Raw genomic sequence first — 14,206 nt, forward strand, 5'->3', positions numbered from 1 at the left:
GCGAGCACGGCGGTGAGTCGGCCAGCAGTGCCGACGGCGCTGGTGGGCATACCAGCAGCGGTCATGCGGACACCAGCACCGGTCACGGCGCTGGTGGGCACGCCGGGCACGCTGGTGAGTCGGCCAGCGGCGGTGAACCGGCCGGGACGGGTCATGCGGACGCCAGCGGCGGGCATGACGCCGGAGGGCACGGTGGTGAGTCGACCGGTGGTGAGTCGGCCAGCGGCGGTCACGGTGGTGAGTCGGCTGGGGCGGGCTCGGGCACGGGCGCTGGCCGTGATCGTGGGATCGGCGCCCAAAGCCGGGAAGCCGAGCCGGGCTCACCGGCCAGTGACGGGGGCGAGAACGCGACGGCCCGGTCGGGTTCGGGGACTTATCATGGTCTGGATCCGCTCACGGGCCCCGTTCCAGCAATGGCGGGAGCACCGGCCCACACCGCGACGGCCAGTGCTAGTACGGGCGTGACTACTTATCACGGTCTCAATCCCGTCACCGGCCATACCCACGCCCAAGCCCCCCAGACCGCCCACGCCACCGCAACAACCACCGACACCCCCACCACCCACACCCACACCAGCGCCGGCGGGACCGGCCACGGCGACGCTAGCGGGGGCAGTGGCCACACGGGCGGTGGTTCTGAGGCCTCGCACGCCGGTGCCGCCAGCGGTGGAACCGGCCATGCCGACACCGGCGGCGAAGCCGGGCACACCGGCGACGCCGGTGGGTCCGGTCACGGCGACTCTAACGGGGGCAGTGGCCACACTGGCGGTGGTTCCGAGGCTTCGCACGCCGACGCCAGCGGCGGAACCGGCCATGCCGACACCAGCGCCGGTCACGCCGACGCTAGCGGGAGCAGTAGTCACACGGGCGGTGGTTCTGAGGCCTCGCACGCCGGTGCCGCCAGCGGTGGAACCGGCCATGGCGACTCCGGTGCCGGTCGTACCGACACCAGCGGGTCCGGTCATGCTGGCGAGGGCGCCGGTGGGTCCGGTCGTGCCGGCGATGGGCCTGCTGCCTCGCACCCGGCAGCGGGGGCGTCCGCATCGCATGCGGATGCCGGCAGCGGCGGAGCCGGTCATGCCGGTGGTTCCGAGACCTCGCACGCCGACGCCAGCGGTGGAACCGGCCATGCCGACTCCGGCGCCGGTCACACCGACACCAGCGGATCCGGTCATGCTGGTGATGGCGCCGGTGGGTCCGGTCGTGCCGGCGATGGGCCTGCTGCTCCGCACTCGGTCGCGGACGCGTCCGCTTCGCATGCGGATGCGGGCGCGTCTGCCTCGCATGCGGATGCTGGTAGCAGTCATGCCGGTGGTTCCGAGGCCTCGCACGCGGACGCTGCCAGTGGTGGGTCCGGTCACGGCGACGCCAGCGGGAGCAGTAGTCACACTGGTGGTTCCGAAGCCTCGCACGCGGATGCCAGCAGCGGTGGAACCGGCCACGGCGACTCCGGCGCCGGTCACACCGACACCAGCGGGACCGGCCATGCCGGCGATGGGCCTGCTGCCTCACATGCGGATGCCGGTAGCAGTCATGCCGGCGGTTCCGAGGCCTCGCACGCCGACGCCAGCGGCGGTGCCGGTCGCACCGACGCCAGCGGGACCGGCCATGCTGGCGATGGGTCTGCTGCCTCGCATGCGGATGCCGGTAGCAGTCATGCCGGCGGTTCCGAGGCCTCGCACGCGGATGCCAGCGGTGGAACCGGCCATGCCGACTCCGGCGCCGGTCACACCGGCACCAGCGGGACCGGTCATGCTGGCGAGGGCGCCAGTGGGGCCGGTCATGCTGGCGAGGGTGGGTCCGGTCGTGCTGGTGATGGGTCTGCTGCCTCGCACTCGGCGGCGGGGGCGTCGGCCTCGCATACGGGTGCCTCGCCGGCGCCGGTGCATGCGGATGCTGGTAGCGGTCATGTCGGTGGTTCTGAGGCCTCGCATGCGGATGCTGGTAGCAGTCATGGTGGTGGTTCTGGGGCTTCGCATGCCGATGCTGCCACCGATGGAGCCGGTCATGCCGGTGGGCGTGGGGGCGGTTCGTTTGCTGATGAGGCCGGTGGGTCTCATGGTGGGGGTTCGGCGTCGGCTCATGAGGCTGGTGCTGCTGTGGCTGGTACGGCTGGGCTGGGCGTGGCGGGGGCTGGTGCTGCTCATGCTCTTGGTGGTGGAACGCATGCCCACGGGTTGGGTGGCGCGACCCCGCATACGCATACTGGTGGGGCTCATGGTGCGGGGGCCCGGTCCTACCAGGGCCCGGAGGGCCCTGGTAGCGGTCACTCGTCTCGACGGGCCGGCGACAACGGCCGCCCCGAGGGCGCGGGGCCCGATGAGTCCGGGACTCCGGATGCGCCTAAGAAGAACGACACGCCTGGTGCTGCCCGTGATTCCACTGCTGCCACTGACGCCGACAGGCACGGACCTGACGATGACTCGGTGCACGACCACAATCACCGAGACAGTGGAGACCATGACCATTCCGATCATGACCAGCCGGGCTCCGATGACGGCGGTACGCCCGACCATGACAAGACCGTTCCCGAGCTGTTCGAAGACCGCTCCCGCTACATAGAGGCACGTGATGAGGCACTGAGCAGGCTCGATGCGCATATGCCCGAAGACCACTCCAGGAGCGACTTCAACGCCACCAACAGGAAAACAACTCTGAAGGACCTCCGCCTTTCTGGTTACGACCCGGACGAGGTCAAAGAGCTCCGGAACGCGGCTAGGGATGCGACTGATGCGCGGCGTGATGTTAATCAGACGACGGCGCGTATTGGTGAGGTCGGTGGAGAACAGTACTTGGATGAGCATCCTGATTATGAGATTGCTGGTCCGGAGTTCTGCACGAGGCCAGGGGAGACGCCGCCGGGGGGTTGGTCGGATGGTGCGGCTGTTAAGATCGATGGGTCGGAGTTCGATATTTCCGAGTTCAAGGGTGGTGATGCGAGGCTCGCCCGTAGGCCGGTGAAGACCGAGTTCGAGGGGCCTGCGCGTCAGGGAGATCCGGCCTATTCTCGTAATCACCTGTTGACTGATCCGCGTTTCGCTCAGTATTTCCATGATCACCCTGACCTATGGGAGAGTATTAAGCGGGGTGACACTCGCTTGAACTTCAAGGCGATTTTCACCCGTACTCCGGATGGGCCGCCTCTCGTGCGTGATTTTCCCTTCGACTTGACCACGAACAGTGGTGGTTCGGAGGTTCGTGATGCGCTCCAGGCCAAGATCGACGCTCTCGACAGCGCTTCCGCGCCACCCCATCCGAACATACCCGAGGGCCTCGCAGGGTCATGTGACATTGCGTCCGATGGTGATGGTGAGGCGGATGATGGTGCGAGTGGTCGGCAGGCCGCCGGTGATAATGACGGCGGTCAGGGTTAGACTGGCCGGTGACATGATGAGAGGAGTCCTCGATGACTGACAACAACGACTTCCCGACCAAGACAGTCCTATCGGATGGGTCCGTGTACCGGGTAGTGCCGGTTGAGACTGGCGTGAGAGCGGTCCGTGCCTGGGCCGAGTACCCGTGGCCTATGAGTCCGGCTCAGGCTCTGGCTCTACGCGACCGGCTCGGCTGGACCTCCTCACCCACCGACGAGGAGATGTTCACGACCGACCATGATCTGGAGGAGAAAGACGCCTCCTTTACCATCATCAAGAGAGAGCAGACGGTCGCCAGCTTCAACATGTCTTTGACGTCCCGTATTCCCAAGAATGTGATGGATGAGGCCGTCCCTATTACGGAGAGGGCGTTCGATGCCTATGTTGAGGCGCTCACCGCCATCTACGGCCAGGGCGCTCGTTCGCGTAGTCGTGGTGTCCTGTCGGTGACGTGGACTCTGCCCAGCGACACATCGGTGGAGATTGGTACCGTCGGCTGGGTCATTGATGTTGATGTCGATTCCCCGGCGAGCAATGAGGCTGCTAGGGGTGAGGCCCAGTACTTCGATGAGATCGCCGACGAGAACGACGTGCCCTACATCGATATCGATAACCCGGACAGCTGACCGCCAGCTGTGCTACGGTCTCTCACGGGCAGCAGCATTCTGACAAGGAGGACACCCCGTGACTACTGGTGCTGTTTTCCCGTGCCGGACGGTCCTGTCGGATGGGTCCGTGTACCGGGTAGTGCCGGTCGGTACCGGTGTGAGAGCGATCCGTGCCTGGGCCGAGTACCCGTGGCCTATGAGTCCAGCTCAGGCTCTGGCTCTGCGTGACCGGCTCGGCTGGACATCCTCACCCACCAATGAGCGGATGTTCACGACCGACCACGATCTGGAGGAGAAAGACGCCTCCTTCACTACCGTCGAGGCCGGCGGGGACACCAGAACCGTCTCCAGCTTCCACCTGTCTTTGACGTCCCGCATTCCCAAGCCGGTCAGGGCGGAGGCTGTTCCTACTGCGGGGAGGGCGTTTGATGCCTATGTTGAGGCGCTCACCGCTGTCTACGGTCAGGGCAAGCGTTCACGCAATCGTGGTGTCCTGTCGGTGAAGTGGACTCTACCCAGCGACACATTGGTGAACATTGGTACCATCGGCCGCGTCGTATCCGTCGACGTCAATTCTCCGGCGCTCAATGAGATCGCTAGGGGTGAGGCCCAGTACTTCGCTGAGATCGCCGACGAGAACGACGTGCCCTACATCGATATCGACAACCCGGACAGCATCGATATCGATAACCCGGACAGCTGATCGCCAGCTGTGCTACGGTCTGTAGCAGCATTCTGACGAGGAGGACACCCTGTGACTACTGGTGCTGTTTTCCCGACCGAGACGGTCCTGTCGGATGGGTCCGTGTACCGTGTAGTGCCGGTCGGTGCCGGTGTGAGAGCGATCCGTGCCTGGGCCGAGCACTCGTGGCCTATGAGTCCGGCTCAGGCCCTGGCTCTGCGTGACCGGCTCGGCTGGACCTCCTCACCCACCGATGAGGAGATGCTCACAACCGATCATGGTATCGGTGAGAAAGACGCCTGGTTTCTCACCGCTGAGGCCGACAGGGGTACCAGAACCGTCTCCAGCTTCCGTATGTCTTTGACGTCCCGTATTCCCAAGGATGTGATGGATGAGGCCGTCCCTATTGCGGAGAGGGCTTTTGATGCCTATGTTGAGGCGCTCACCGCCGTCTACGGTCAGGGCAAGCGCGGAAAGCGCAAGCAGCACGCTTCGATGACATGGGCTCTGCCCAGTGATGCATCGGTAAGAATCGGTACCGTCGGCTGGGTCATTGATGTCGGTGTCAACTCCCCGGAGCTCAATGAGATCGCTAGGGGTGAGGCTCAGTACTTCGATGAGATCGCCGACGAGAACGACGTGCCCTACATCGATATCGACAATTCGGACAACTGATCACCAGCTGTGCTACGGTCTCTCACGGGCAGCAGCATTCTGACGAGGAGGGAACTTCGTGACTGACGATGCAGCTGATGCTGCCTTCCCGACCGAGACGGTCCTGTCGGATGGGTCCGTGTTCCGTGTGGTGCCGGTTGAGGCTGGTGTGAGGGCGATCCGTGCCTGGGCTGAGTATCCGTGGCCTATGAGTCCGGCTCAGGCTCTGGCTTTGCGTGACCGGCTCGGCTGGACATCCTCACCCACCGATGAGGAGATGTTCACGACCGATCACGATCTGGAGGAGAAAGACGCCTCCTTCACTACCGTCGAGGCCGGCGGGGACACCAGGACTGTCGTCAGCTTCAACCTGTCTTTGACGTCCCGTGTGCCCAAGGATGTGATGGATGAGGCCGTCCCTATTACGGGGAGAGCTTTCGATGCCTATGTTGAGGCGCTCACCGCCGTCTACGGTCAGGGCAAGCGTTCACGCAATCGTGGTGTTCTGTCGGTGAAGTGGACTCTGCCCGGCGATACATTGGTGAACATTGGTACCGTCGGCTGGGTCATTGATGTTGATGTCAACTCCCCGGCGCTCAATGAGATCGCTAGGGGTGAGGCTCAGTACTTCGATGAGATCGCCGACGAGAACGACGTGCCCTACATCGATATCGACAACCCGGACACCTGACCATTAGCTGTGCTACGGCTTCTCACAGGTTGCAGCATTCTGACGAGGAGGACACCCTGTGACCGCTAATACAGCTGGTGCTGTTTTCCCGACCGAGACGGTCCTGTCGGATGGGTCCGTGTACCGTGTGGTGCCGGTCGATACTGGTGTGAGGGCGATCCGTGCCTGGGTTGAGCATCCGTGGCCTATGAGTCCGGCTCAGGCTCTGGCTCTGCGTGATCGGCTCGGCTGGACATCCTCACCCACCGATGAGGAGATGCTCACAACCGACCATGGTATCGGTGAGAAGGACGCCTGGTTTATCACTGCTGGGGCCAACAAGGGTACCAGAACCGTCTCCAGCTTCCGTATGTCTTTGACGTCCCGTATTCCCAAGAATGTGATGGATGAGGCCGTTCCCATTACGGAGAGGGCTTTCGATGCCTATGTTGAGGCGCTCACCACCGTCTACGGTCAAGGCACGCGCAGCAAGCGCAAGCAGCACACCACGGTGACATGGGCTCTGCCCAGCGACGCATCGGTGGACATCAGCACCGTCAGCTGGCTCATCAGTATCGACGTCGATTCCCCGGAACTCAATGAGGCGGCTAGGGGTGAGGCTCAGTACTTCGCTGAGATCGCCGACGAGAACGACGTGCCCTACATCGATATCGATAACCCGGACAGCTGACCACCGGCTGTGCTACGGTCTCTCACGGACCGCGGTATCCTGACAAGGAGGGAACTTCGTGACTGACGATACAGCCGATGCTGTTTTCCCGACCGAGACGGTCCTGTCGGATGGGTCCGTGTACCGTGTCGTGCCGGTCGATACTGGTGTGAGGGCGATCCGTGCCTGGGCCGAGCATCCCTGGCCTATGAGTCCGGCTCAGGCTCTGGCTCTGCGTGACCGGCTCGGCTGGACATCCTCACCCACTGATGAGGAGATGTTCACGACCGATCATGGTATCGGTGAGAAGGACGCCTGGTTTATCGCCGTCGAGGCCGGCGAGGACACCAGAACCGTCGTCAGTTTCCGTATGTCTTTGACGTCCCGTATTCCCAAGGATGTGATGGATGAGGCCGTCCCTATTGCGGAGAGGGCGTTCGATGCCTATGTTGAGGCGCTCACCGCCGTCTACGGTCAGGGCACGCGTGGCAAGCGCAAGCAGCATGCCTCAGTGACGTGGACTCTGCCCAGTGATGCATCGGTAAGAATCGGTACCGTCGGCTGGGTCATTGGTGCTGATGTCGATTCCCCGGCGAGCAATGAGGCTGCTAGGGGTGAGGCTCAGTACTTCGATGAGATCGCTGACGAGAACGACCCCGCCCGCTGACCCATCGATAACCCGGACACCTGACCACCACCAATGCAGGAGGGCATCCTGTGACTGCTGATACAGCTGGTGCTGTTTTCCCGTGCCGGACGGTCCTGTCGGATGGGTCCGTGTTCCGTATGGTGCCGGTTGAGGCTGGTGTGCGGGCGATTCGTGCCTGGGCTGAGTATCCGTGGCCTATGAGTCCGGCTCAGGCTCTGGCTTTGCGTGATCGGCTCGGCTGGACCTCCTCACCCACCGATGAGGAGATGTTCACGACCGATCATGATCTGGAGGAGAAGGACGCCTCCTTCACCATCATCAAGAGAGAGCAGACGGTCGCCAGCTTCAACTTGATTTTGACGTCCCGTATTCCCAAGGAGGTGATGGATGAGGCCGTCCCTATTACAGAGAGGGCTTTCGATGCCTACGTTGAGGCGCTCACCGCCGTCTACGGTCAGGGCAAGCGCGGAAAGCGCAAGCAGCACGCTTCGATGACATGGGCTCTGCCCAGTGATGCATCGGTAAGAATCGGCACCGTCGGCTGGGTCATTGATGTCGGTGTCAACTCCCCGGAGCTCAATGAGATCGCTAGGGGTGAGGCCCAGTACTTCGATGAGATCGCCGACGAGAACGACGTGCCCTACATCGATATCGATAACCCGGACACCTGACCACTACCATCAGGAGGGCATCCTGTGACTGCTGATACAGCTGGTGCTGTTTTCCCGTGCCGGACGGTCCTGTCGGATGGGTCCGTGTACCGTGTAGTGCCGGTCGGCGTTGGTGTGAGAGCGATCCGCGCCTGGGCCGAGCACTCCTGGCCCATGAGTCAGGTATGAGCACGCCCGCCGAGCACGGTCCTCAGCCGTGCACGAGGTCCAGACCCACGCTGGCGACCACCGGGGCGATCCCCAGCACGACGAAGGCAGGCAGATGGCACAGTCCGAGCGGGACCACGAGCCGCACGGCCAAACGCTCAGCGGCCTCCTCGTCGGCCGCCCGTCTCCCGGCCCGCAGGGCGGCGGCGGTCCCGACCAGGAGCGCCGTCGGAGAGGCCCCATCCTCCCAGCCGGGACGCAGACACCCTTCCAGACGCGTACGACGCTCCCTCCAAGCGGCATCGTCAGGCGCCTGCCAGGCCTCATCCCACTCCGCACCCAGCAGCAGCGCCCGCCCCACAACCGTCAGTCCCCTCTCGTCAAGGGCTTCGCCGAGGGCCTGCAGAGCCCCTGGCAGAGAAGCCCCTGCCGACAGCGCTGCAGCCGCCAGATCGAGCACGAGAGCCTCATCCACCCTGCAGACGGGGGCCGTCGCCGCCGCGACCAGGCGCGCCGTCACCCGGTGACCCACGACCATGAGGCCGATCCCGAACAGCCCCAGGGCGCTTCCCAGACCGCCATCGAGCAGAACCTCCTCGGGGCGCGCACCCACCGCCGCCCCCAGCAGCAGGCCGGCCAACGGCAGCAGGGCCAGGAGCCGGGCGGTCGAGCGCGGCCCGGATAGCGCGGTGCGCCGCGACGCCTCGGCGTGCCCGGACTCGGCCACGCCCCCGGCGACCGCCTCCAGGATGCCGGCCAGAGGAGCGCCGAGCGAGGCCGTCAGCCGGCACGCCGCCACCGCTCCGGGCACCGCCGCCGTCGCCGCCCGTCGCCTCCGCCGGGAGGCCCGGCGGCCCGGCAGCGGAGGGTTCCACACCCACCTGCCGCGCACGCGGGCCGGCATCCAGCCGTCAGGCGCCGCCTCGGCCAGTTCCCGCAGGGCGGGCGGCACGCCGTCCTCACCCGGCTCAACCCCCTCGGACACCCCGGAGCGCTCCAGGGCGCGCAACCAGGCGCGCTGCGGGGTGGCCCCGGCGCGCAGCAGGGTGGCGACCTCGGTCAGGAGCAGCCCGACATCGAGATCGGCCCGCTCGCGGGCACCCGACGCACCGCCGCGCCCGATGGCGCCCGCGCGGCGCGTCCCCCGCTCGTCGGGAAGCTCGCGCCTGGCCGGCAGCAGCACGACGGCGGCGGCGAGCGCCACTAGCAACCCGATAGCGACTACCTCGCCGTTCATCGCGACCCGCCTGTGAGTACCGCTGTGACCGGTTCCGTGCCGATGCGCCTGGCCAAGGCGTCGGCCGACGGGCCGGCGCGCACAACCCCGTCCGAACCGAGCAGGAGCGCCTCCAGGCACATCAGATGCCCGCCCTCGTCCCGGTGCAGCATGCCGACGCTGGCCACATAGCGCCGCGCGCTCGGTGAGACGGGGCCCCGCCCCGACCCCGCCCCGCGTCCCGGGACGGCCTCCGCTGCAAGCGCTCCCCTGGTGCGCCGCAGATGGATGACGGCGTCCAGAGCGCTGGCGGCCTGAGCCGCGACCGCGATCTCGTCGAGCCCGGCGAGCGCTCCGAGCGCGGTCAGACGCGCGGGCACATCCGCCGGGGAATTGGCGTGCAGGGTGGCCCAGCCGCCCTCGTGCCCGGTGTTGAGAGCGGTAAGCACATCGCGCACCTCGGGCCCGCGGCATTCCCCCAGGACGATACGGTCGGGCCGCATGCGCAGGGCGGTGCGCACGAGCGCGGTCATGGGCACGGCGCCGATGCCCTGAACATTGTCGCTCCGCTCCTGGAGGTGGATGACGTGGGGGTGGTCGGGGCGCAGCTCGCTGGCCTCCTCGATACACACGATGCGCTCCGTGGCGGGCACGAGCCCCAGAAGAGCGGCCAGCAGAGTGGTCTTGCCGGTGCCGGTGGCGCCGGTGACCAGGCAGGAGGCGCGAGCGGTCACCAGGCTCTCCAGAACGGCATCCAAGCCGGGGGCGAGAGTGCCGGCGTCGGTCAGCTCGGCCAGAGTGAAGGCGCGGCGTCGTTTGGTGCGCAAGCAGATAAGAGTACCGTCGGCGCTCAGGGGCGGCAGGACGGCGTTCAGACGGGTGCCGTCGGGCAGGGTGGCGTCGACGACGGGGCTGGCATCATCCAGTCGGCGCCCGCAGGAGGCCGCCATGCGGACGGCGAGAGCCCGCGCCTGCGTCTCGGGGAGGACGGCGTCGGGCACGGCCTCGAGACCGCGGCCGCGGTCGATCCACGTGGTGCCGGCGCCCACAAGGACGTCGGTGACCCCGTCGGCGGACAGCAGCGGCTGGAGCACGGGACCGGCGCCCTCGACGTCGGCGCGCACACGACGGCTGAGGCGGGCCAGTCCGCCGGCTCCGGTGGTGGGCGCGGCGCCCGCGCCCAGAGCGCTCTCCAGGCTGGCACCGCGCGCCAGCGCCCCGCGCACGGTGGCGAGTTCGTCCCCCGCAGCCGCGTCCGTCCCGCCTCCCCGCCCGGCGGGGACCGCCCGTGAGCTCACCATGGCCGGTCCGCTCCGACCAGCTCCGCTGCGAGCGCGCGGGCGGCGCGGCGAGTAGCCCCCCGGCCCCGGGTGGGGTCGTCGCCGCGTGCGACCCGTTGGGTGACGGCCCGGTCATGGGGAATCGTCGCAATCACCGGCGCCCGGGTCATGATCTCAAGCTCGTCGAGGACGAGATCCTCCCCGACCAGCCGCACGGCCATGGCCACCGAGCCGCTCTCACGGGTTCGGTAGCGGGCGGCGAGAGCCTCAGCGGCGAGGGCGGCGCGCAGATCCAGAGCTGTCACGAGCAGAGTCAGAGCGCCGGGCGGCAGGTCAATGCCGCGCGGCAGATCGACCAGTACGAGGTCGTGGTGCGCGGCCAGCGCCTCCAGGGCGGGGACCAAGCAACTCCGATCGGGGATCCCGCCGCGTGCATCGCCGGTCAGGACGGGCATGCCGAGCCAGGTGGGCAGGACCGGAACGAGCCGGTCGGGACGGAAGGCGGCCTCGTCCGCGGGCAGGTCGCTCCAACGCAGGCCGGGGACGACGTCGTCGCCGATGAGTAGGCCGAGACCGCCGGCCGGATCCGCGTCCAGGAGCGAGACCCGGGCGCCGGCGACGGTGCAGGCGCGCGCGAGGTGGAGCAGGAACGTGCTCGTGCCCAGGCCGCCGCGGGTCCCGACCAGGGCGACGATGCGGGCGCGCGGCGGGTGCTGGGCGCTCAGCAGGGCGGCGACAAGACGGTCGAGGCCGTCAGGCGCGGCCAGTGACTCCACGTCGAAGGTAACCAGGCGCTGTCCCGCGGGTGCCTCGGGAAGTACGGCTGCGGGCCCCAGGAGCAGGACAGCGTCCGCGCTCGGCGTCAGCGCGGCGACGGCGTCGAGCGGGTCGTCCGAGGGGGAACACAGGAACGGGTCGGCGCCGGTGCAGGCGCGCACGAGCGCGAGGACCTCCTCGTCCAGGGGGCCCGAGGAGTCGGCCGCGGCGATCGGCCCCTCGGATCGGGGGTCCGTGCGGCCGGCCCCGACCGGCCCGGCGAAACCGGCCGCCATGATGAGGACGCTGACGCCCGGCGCCGGCGGAGCGCCTTCGGCCGTACGGCTCGCGCAAGCCGCGGGCGGCGGTTCGAGGCCGGGGGCGCGAGCGCTCATCGGCGGCGCGGCCGAGGCACCGCGAACGGCTGAAGGGGCGGGTGAGGCGGGCACGGCGACTCCTTCGGTTCGAGCGGGATACGGGGGCGTCGTCCCCGCGTCCTCAGGGTGAGACAGGAGGGGTCGACGCCGCATCCGATCCCTCCGGTCCCTGTGGGCAGCGCAGTCGCGGCCGGCCCTGTGGAGCCCTGCAACGACTTCGACATGCGCTCACGCGCAGGGGCGGCGGATCGAACGGTTCGGAGGGAGGAACCCTCGGGAAGAACGAAGCGAAAGGGCAGGTCCTGCTCCGGTCTCGGGAAGGCGGGTACCCTCGTGACAGCGTGACAGGCATCGCGATGAGAATGAGGATTGGGGGCGAGCGGTGGCGACCCCTACGCGCCCGGACCCGGAAGCCGCGGACGGCGCCCGGCGGCCCGATGCCCCGACAGCCAGTCGGGGCGCCGACCCGTCGGCCCTTCCCGCATCCGTCGGTCCCGCCGCATCCAGCGCCGGCGAGTCCCCCGCCCTCGCATCCGCCGGGCGTACGTGCGCCTACTTCGACCTCGACAAGACCATTCTGGCGACGTCGGCCACAATCGCCCTTGGTTCGCCCATGCGCCGCAGCGGCCTGATCTCGACCGCCTCCCTGGCGCGCGGAGTCCTCTCCCAGCTCCCCTACCTCCTGGTGGGCGCCGACGAGGGCCAGACCGCCCGTCTCATGGAGCGTCTGGCGCTCATGTCCGCCGGCATCGAGCGCGCGCACTTGCAGGCCGTCGTGCACGACGCCCTGGCCACCGCGATCGAGCCCGCCGTCTACGCCGAAGCCCTCGACCTCATCGAGGCCCACCACCGGGCCGGGCACGACGCCGTCGTGGTCTCTGCCTCCTTAAGCGAGATGGTCGAGCCGGTCGCCGCGCTCGTCGGGGCCGACCGCGCCATCGCCACCCGCATGGAGGTCGACGCCCGGGGCCGTTTCACCGGCCGGATCGCTCACAGTCTGCTGCACGGCGCCAAGGTCGACGCCCTCGCCGAGGACGCGCGCGACCACGGCATCGATCTCGCCCGCTCCTGGGCCTACTCCGACTCCATCTCGGACCGCCCCATGCTCCGAGCCGTCGGTCATCCGGTCGCGGTCAACCCCGACCGGGAATTGCGGCGTCTGGCCGAAGCTCAGGACTGGCCGGTGCGCGACTTCGCCCGCCCGGTGCGGGTACGCCGTCCGAGGCTGCCGGCACCGCGTCCGCGAACCCCGGGGACGGGCGCCGGGCCCGTCCGCAGCGCGGTCGGTCTTGTCACGGTCCTCGCCGCGGCCGGCACGGCGAGCGTGGTGATGGCGCGTCGGCGGGGCCGGTGACGGGCCCCGCCGGCGCGCCCCGGGAGTCCGGGACGCCTCAGTCGGACACCCCGCCGACCGCCGTCGTCCCCGCCCGAACCGCCCGGCAGATCGTCTGCGCCTCCTGGATCCCCACGAGGATCGCCTCCGCCTGCCACACGACCCACGCCACCACGCCCTCATGAGTTCCGGAGGCGTAGGCGGCGATCGCCTCCGCGTAGGCCGCCGGCACGCGTCCGGCGTACCGATCGGTGACGGCGACCCCGGTCGGTTCGAGCCCGTCGCGGGTGACGAGGTGGCGGACCAGCAGTCTGCCGACAGCGGCATTGCCGGCGAGGAAGGGACGCGCGGTCGCCATCTCGGCGTGCACGAGCGCGGCGCGCACGAGCGCAGGAGCGCCGCGCAGGTCGATGAGGCGGATCAGAGCCCCCAGTCGCGCTGCCAGGGCCTCGCCATCGGGAGCGGGGCCCGGACCCCCCTCCACGGGAACGGTCCCGTCGGTCCGGGGGGCCGCGACGGCGTCCAGCGGGATCCGCCCGGCGACGGCGATGGGTCCGGCCACGTCCCGGTGCAGAGCGGTCAGCAGCGCCCGCGGAGGCGGCTGGGCGGGCCTGGCATCGCCGCGCAGATCCGGCATCCAGGTCGTCAGGCGCGCCCCGGCCCGCCACAGTCCGGCGACGGCATCCAGCGACGGGTCGCCGGTGGCGGCCTCGGTGAGCGCGCGGGCGGCAACGGCCTCGCGCAGGACGGCGGTAGGCACGACCACGCCCTCGATTCCGCCCGAGGCGATGGCGCAACGCACCGCCGCCTCGGCGCGGGCCTCGCGCCACCGGCGCCGTAGGGCCTCATGCCACCGCAGCTCGGCCGAAGCCTCGCGCAGGGCCCCGGCCGCGCGCACGACCCGCTCGTCGGCGGCGATGGCGCGCAGCGCCCGGGAGACAGGACCCGTATCGGCGTGCGGGGCGCCCGGCCCCGTCCGCCCGACGCGCCTCGACGCCTCCTCGGCCGCGGGATACAGCTGACGGCTGCCTCCGCGGCCGGGGCCCGACCCGATGCTCACCCCCATACTCATCATCGCTTCACTGTAGTAGCGGTTGGAGCGAGGAGCATGAGACGCCG

At 68.4% G+C, this 14,206-nt stretch carries 17 protein-coding genes; 10 read left to right on the top strand and 7 right to left on the bottom strand.

Annotation, left to right across the window (positions count from 1 at the left end; translation table 11 throughout):
* From HMPREF9062_RS13045 to HMPREF9062_RS13170, 3 genes are all read right to left on the bottom strand, one after another.
* On the bottom strand, positions 1 to 233 hold a 233-nt coding region (locus tag HMPREF9062_RS13045; protein ID WP_172634813.1), incomplete at its 3' end, for a hypothetical protein.
* 87 nt (positions 234 to 320) lie between these two features.
* Positions 321 to 1,487 carry a hypothetical protein gene (locus HMPREF9062_RS13165; RefSeq protein ID WP_034253404.1) on the bottom strand — a complete coding sequence of 389 codons (1,167 nt, stop codon included), beginning with the start codon at positions 1,485 to 1,487 and terminating at the stop codon, positions 321 to 323.
* Between the two features lie 21 nt (positions 1,488 to 1,508).
* The gene (locus tag HMPREF9062_RS13170; RefSeq protein ID WP_216584394.1) at positions 1,509 to 2,219 is read right to left on the bottom strand and encodes a hypothetical protein; all 711 of its coding nucleotides are present in this window, start codon (positions 2,217 to 2,219) and stop codon (positions 1,509 to 1,511) included.
* A 207-nt stretch (positions 2,220 to 2,426) separates the two neighbouring features.
* On the opposite strand from HMPREF9062_RS13170, the gene HMPREF9062_RS13175 reads away from it, so the two are divergent.
* From HMPREF9062_RS13175 to HMPREF9062_RS13050, 9 genes are all read left to right on the top strand, one after another.
* Positions 2,427 to 3,374 (top strand): hypothetical protein, encoded by a 948-nt coding sequence (locus HMPREF9062_RS13175; protein WP_216584395.1) that lies wholly within the window; start codon positions 2,427 to 2,429, stop codon positions 3,372 to 3,374.
* A gap of 32 nt (positions 3,375 to 3,406) precedes the next feature.
* Positions 3,407 to 4,000 (top strand): DUF6301 family protein, encoded by a 594-nt coding sequence (locus HMPREF9062_RS00535; RefSeq protein WP_034253413.1) that lies wholly within the window; start codon positions 3,407 to 3,409, stop codon positions 3,998 to 4,000.
* 148 nt (positions 4,001 to 4,148) lie between these two features.
* Entirely contained in the window at positions 4,149 to 4,685 is a 537-nt protein-coding gene (locus HMPREF9062_RS00540) for a DUF6301 family protein (RefSeq protein WP_301280143.1), read from the top strand.
* Between the two features lie 141 nt (positions 4,686 to 4,826).
* Positions 4,827 to 5,339, top strand: a complete 513-nt coding sequence (locus tag HMPREF9062_RS00545; protein ID WP_301280144.1) for a DUF6301 family protein — start codon at positions 4,827 to 4,829, stop codon at positions 5,337 to 5,339.
* A gap of 157 nt (positions 5,340 to 5,496) precedes the next feature.
* Positions 5,497 to 6,009, top strand: a complete 513-nt coding sequence (locus HMPREF9062_RS00550; protein WP_301280145.1) for a DUF6301 family protein — start codon at positions 5,497 to 5,499, stop codon at positions 6,007 to 6,009.
* A 157-nt stretch (positions 6,010 to 6,166) separates the two neighbouring features.
* Entirely contained in the window at positions 6,167 to 6,679 is a 513-nt protein-coding gene (locus HMPREF9062_RS00555; protein ID WP_301280146.1) for a DUF6301 family protein, read from the top strand.
* A gap of 157 nt (positions 6,680 to 6,836) precedes the next feature.
* Positions 6,837 to 7,325: a DUF6301 family protein gene (locus tag HMPREF9062_RS00560; protein ID WP_301280147.1), complete on the top strand. Its 489-nt coding sequence runs from the start codon at positions 6,837 to 6,839 to the stop codon at positions 7,323 to 7,325.
* A gap of 119 nt (positions 7,326 to 7,444) precedes the next feature.
* A complete protein-coding gene (locus tag HMPREF9062_RS00565) occupies positions 7,445 to 7,978 on the top strand; it encodes a DUF6301 family protein (protein WP_301280148.1) in 534 nt (177 codons plus the stop codon).
* A 24-nt stretch (positions 7,979 to 8,002) separates the two neighbouring features.
* On the top strand, positions 8,003 to 8,146 hold the full coding sequence (locus HMPREF9062_RS13050; RefSeq protein WP_172634809.1) for a hypothetical protein: 144 nt from the start codon (positions 8,003 to 8,005) through the stop codon (positions 8,144 to 8,146).
* A gap of 22 nt (positions 8,147 to 8,168) precedes the next feature.
* Here the strand turns inward: HMPREF9062_RS13050 and HMPREF9062_RS00570 are convergent, their stop codons facing one another.
* Genes HMPREF9062_RS00570 through HMPREF9062_RS00580 form a run of 3 tightly spaced genes read right to left on the bottom strand, consistent with a single transcriptional unit; the run spans position 8,169 to position 11,826 of the window.
* Positions 8,169 to 9,362, bottom strand: coding sequence for a hypothetical protein (locus HMPREF9062_RS00570; protein WP_009409650.1), 1,194 nt, complete (start codon positions 9,360 to 9,362; stop codon positions 8,169 to 8,171).
* Positions 9,359 to 10,642: a TadA family conjugal transfer-associated ATPase gene (locus tag HMPREF9062_RS00575; RefSeq protein ID WP_009409651.1), complete on the bottom strand. Its 1,284-nt coding sequence runs from the start codon at positions 10,640 to 10,642 to the stop codon at positions 9,359 to 9,361. Before HMPREF9062_RS00575 ends, HMPREF9062_RS00570 begins: the two co-directional genes overlap by 4 nt.
* Positions 10,636 to 11,826, bottom strand: coding sequence for a cellulose synthase operon protein YhjQ/BcsQ (locus tag HMPREF9062_RS00580; RefSeq protein ID WP_253270621.1), 1,191 nt, complete (start codon positions 11,824 to 11,826; stop codon positions 10,636 to 10,638). The genes HMPREF9062_RS00575 and HMPREF9062_RS00580 overlap by 7 nt, the downstream gene beginning before the upstream one ends.
* A 310-nt stretch (positions 11,827 to 12,136) precedes the next feature.
* On the opposite strand from HMPREF9062_RS00580, the gene HMPREF9062_RS00585 reads away from it, so the two are divergent.
* A complete protein-coding gene (locus HMPREF9062_RS00585) occupies positions 12,137 to 13,108 on the top strand; it encodes an HAD family hydrolase (protein ID WP_009409653.1) in 972 nt (323 codons plus the stop codon).
* Between the two features lie 37 nt (positions 13,109 to 13,145).
* On the opposite strand, the gene HMPREF9062_RS00590 is transcribed toward HMPREF9062_RS00585, so the two are convergent.
* The gene (locus tag HMPREF9062_RS00590; protein WP_009409654.1) at positions 13,146 to 14,162 is read right to left on the bottom strand and encodes a Fic family protein; all 1,017 of its coding nucleotides are present in this window, start codon (positions 14,160 to 14,162) and stop codon (positions 13,146 to 13,148) included.
* Between the last annotated feature and the right edge of the window lie 44 nt (positions 14,163 to 14,206).

Source organism: Actinomyces sp. oral taxon 448 str. F0400 (assembly GCF_000220835.1).
Classification (GTDB): Bacteria; Actinomycetota; Actinomycetes; order Actinomycetales; family Actinomycetaceae; genus Actinomyces.

What these genes read in the sequence shown, in the direction of transcription:
- HMPREF9062_RS00590 (WP_009409654.1), bottom strand. Translation starts at nt 14,162, where the DNA reads ATGATGAGTATGGGGGTGAGCATCGGGTCGGGCCCCGGCCGCGGAGGC.
- HMPREF9062_RS00570 (WP_009409650.1), bottom strand. Translation starts at nt 9,362, where the DNA reads ATGAACGGCGAGGTAGTCGCTATCGGGTTGCTAGTGGCGCTCGCCGCC.
- HMPREF9062_RS00535 (WP_034253413.1), top strand. Translation starts at nt 3,407, where the DNA reads ATGACTGACAACAACGACTTCCCGACCAAGACAGTCCTATCGGATGGG.
- HMPREF9062_RS13170 (WP_216584394.1), bottom strand. Translation starts at nt 2,219, where the DNA reads ATGAGCCCCACCAGTATGCGTATGCGGGGTCGCGCCACCCAACCCGTG.
- HMPREF9062_RS00575 (WP_009409651.1), bottom strand. Translation starts at nt 10,642, where the DNA reads ATGGTGAGCTCACGGGCGGTCCCCGCCGGGCGGGGAGGCGGGACGGAC.
- HMPREF9062_RS13165 (WP_034253404.1), bottom strand. Translation starts at nt 1,487, where the DNA reads ATGGCCGGTCCCGCTGGTGTCGGTGTGACCGGCGCCGGAGTCGCCGTG.
- HMPREF9062_RS00565 (WP_301280148.1), top strand. Translation starts at nt 7,445, where the DNA reads ATGGTGCCGGTTGAGGCTGGTGTGCGGGCGATTCGTGCCTGGGCTGAG.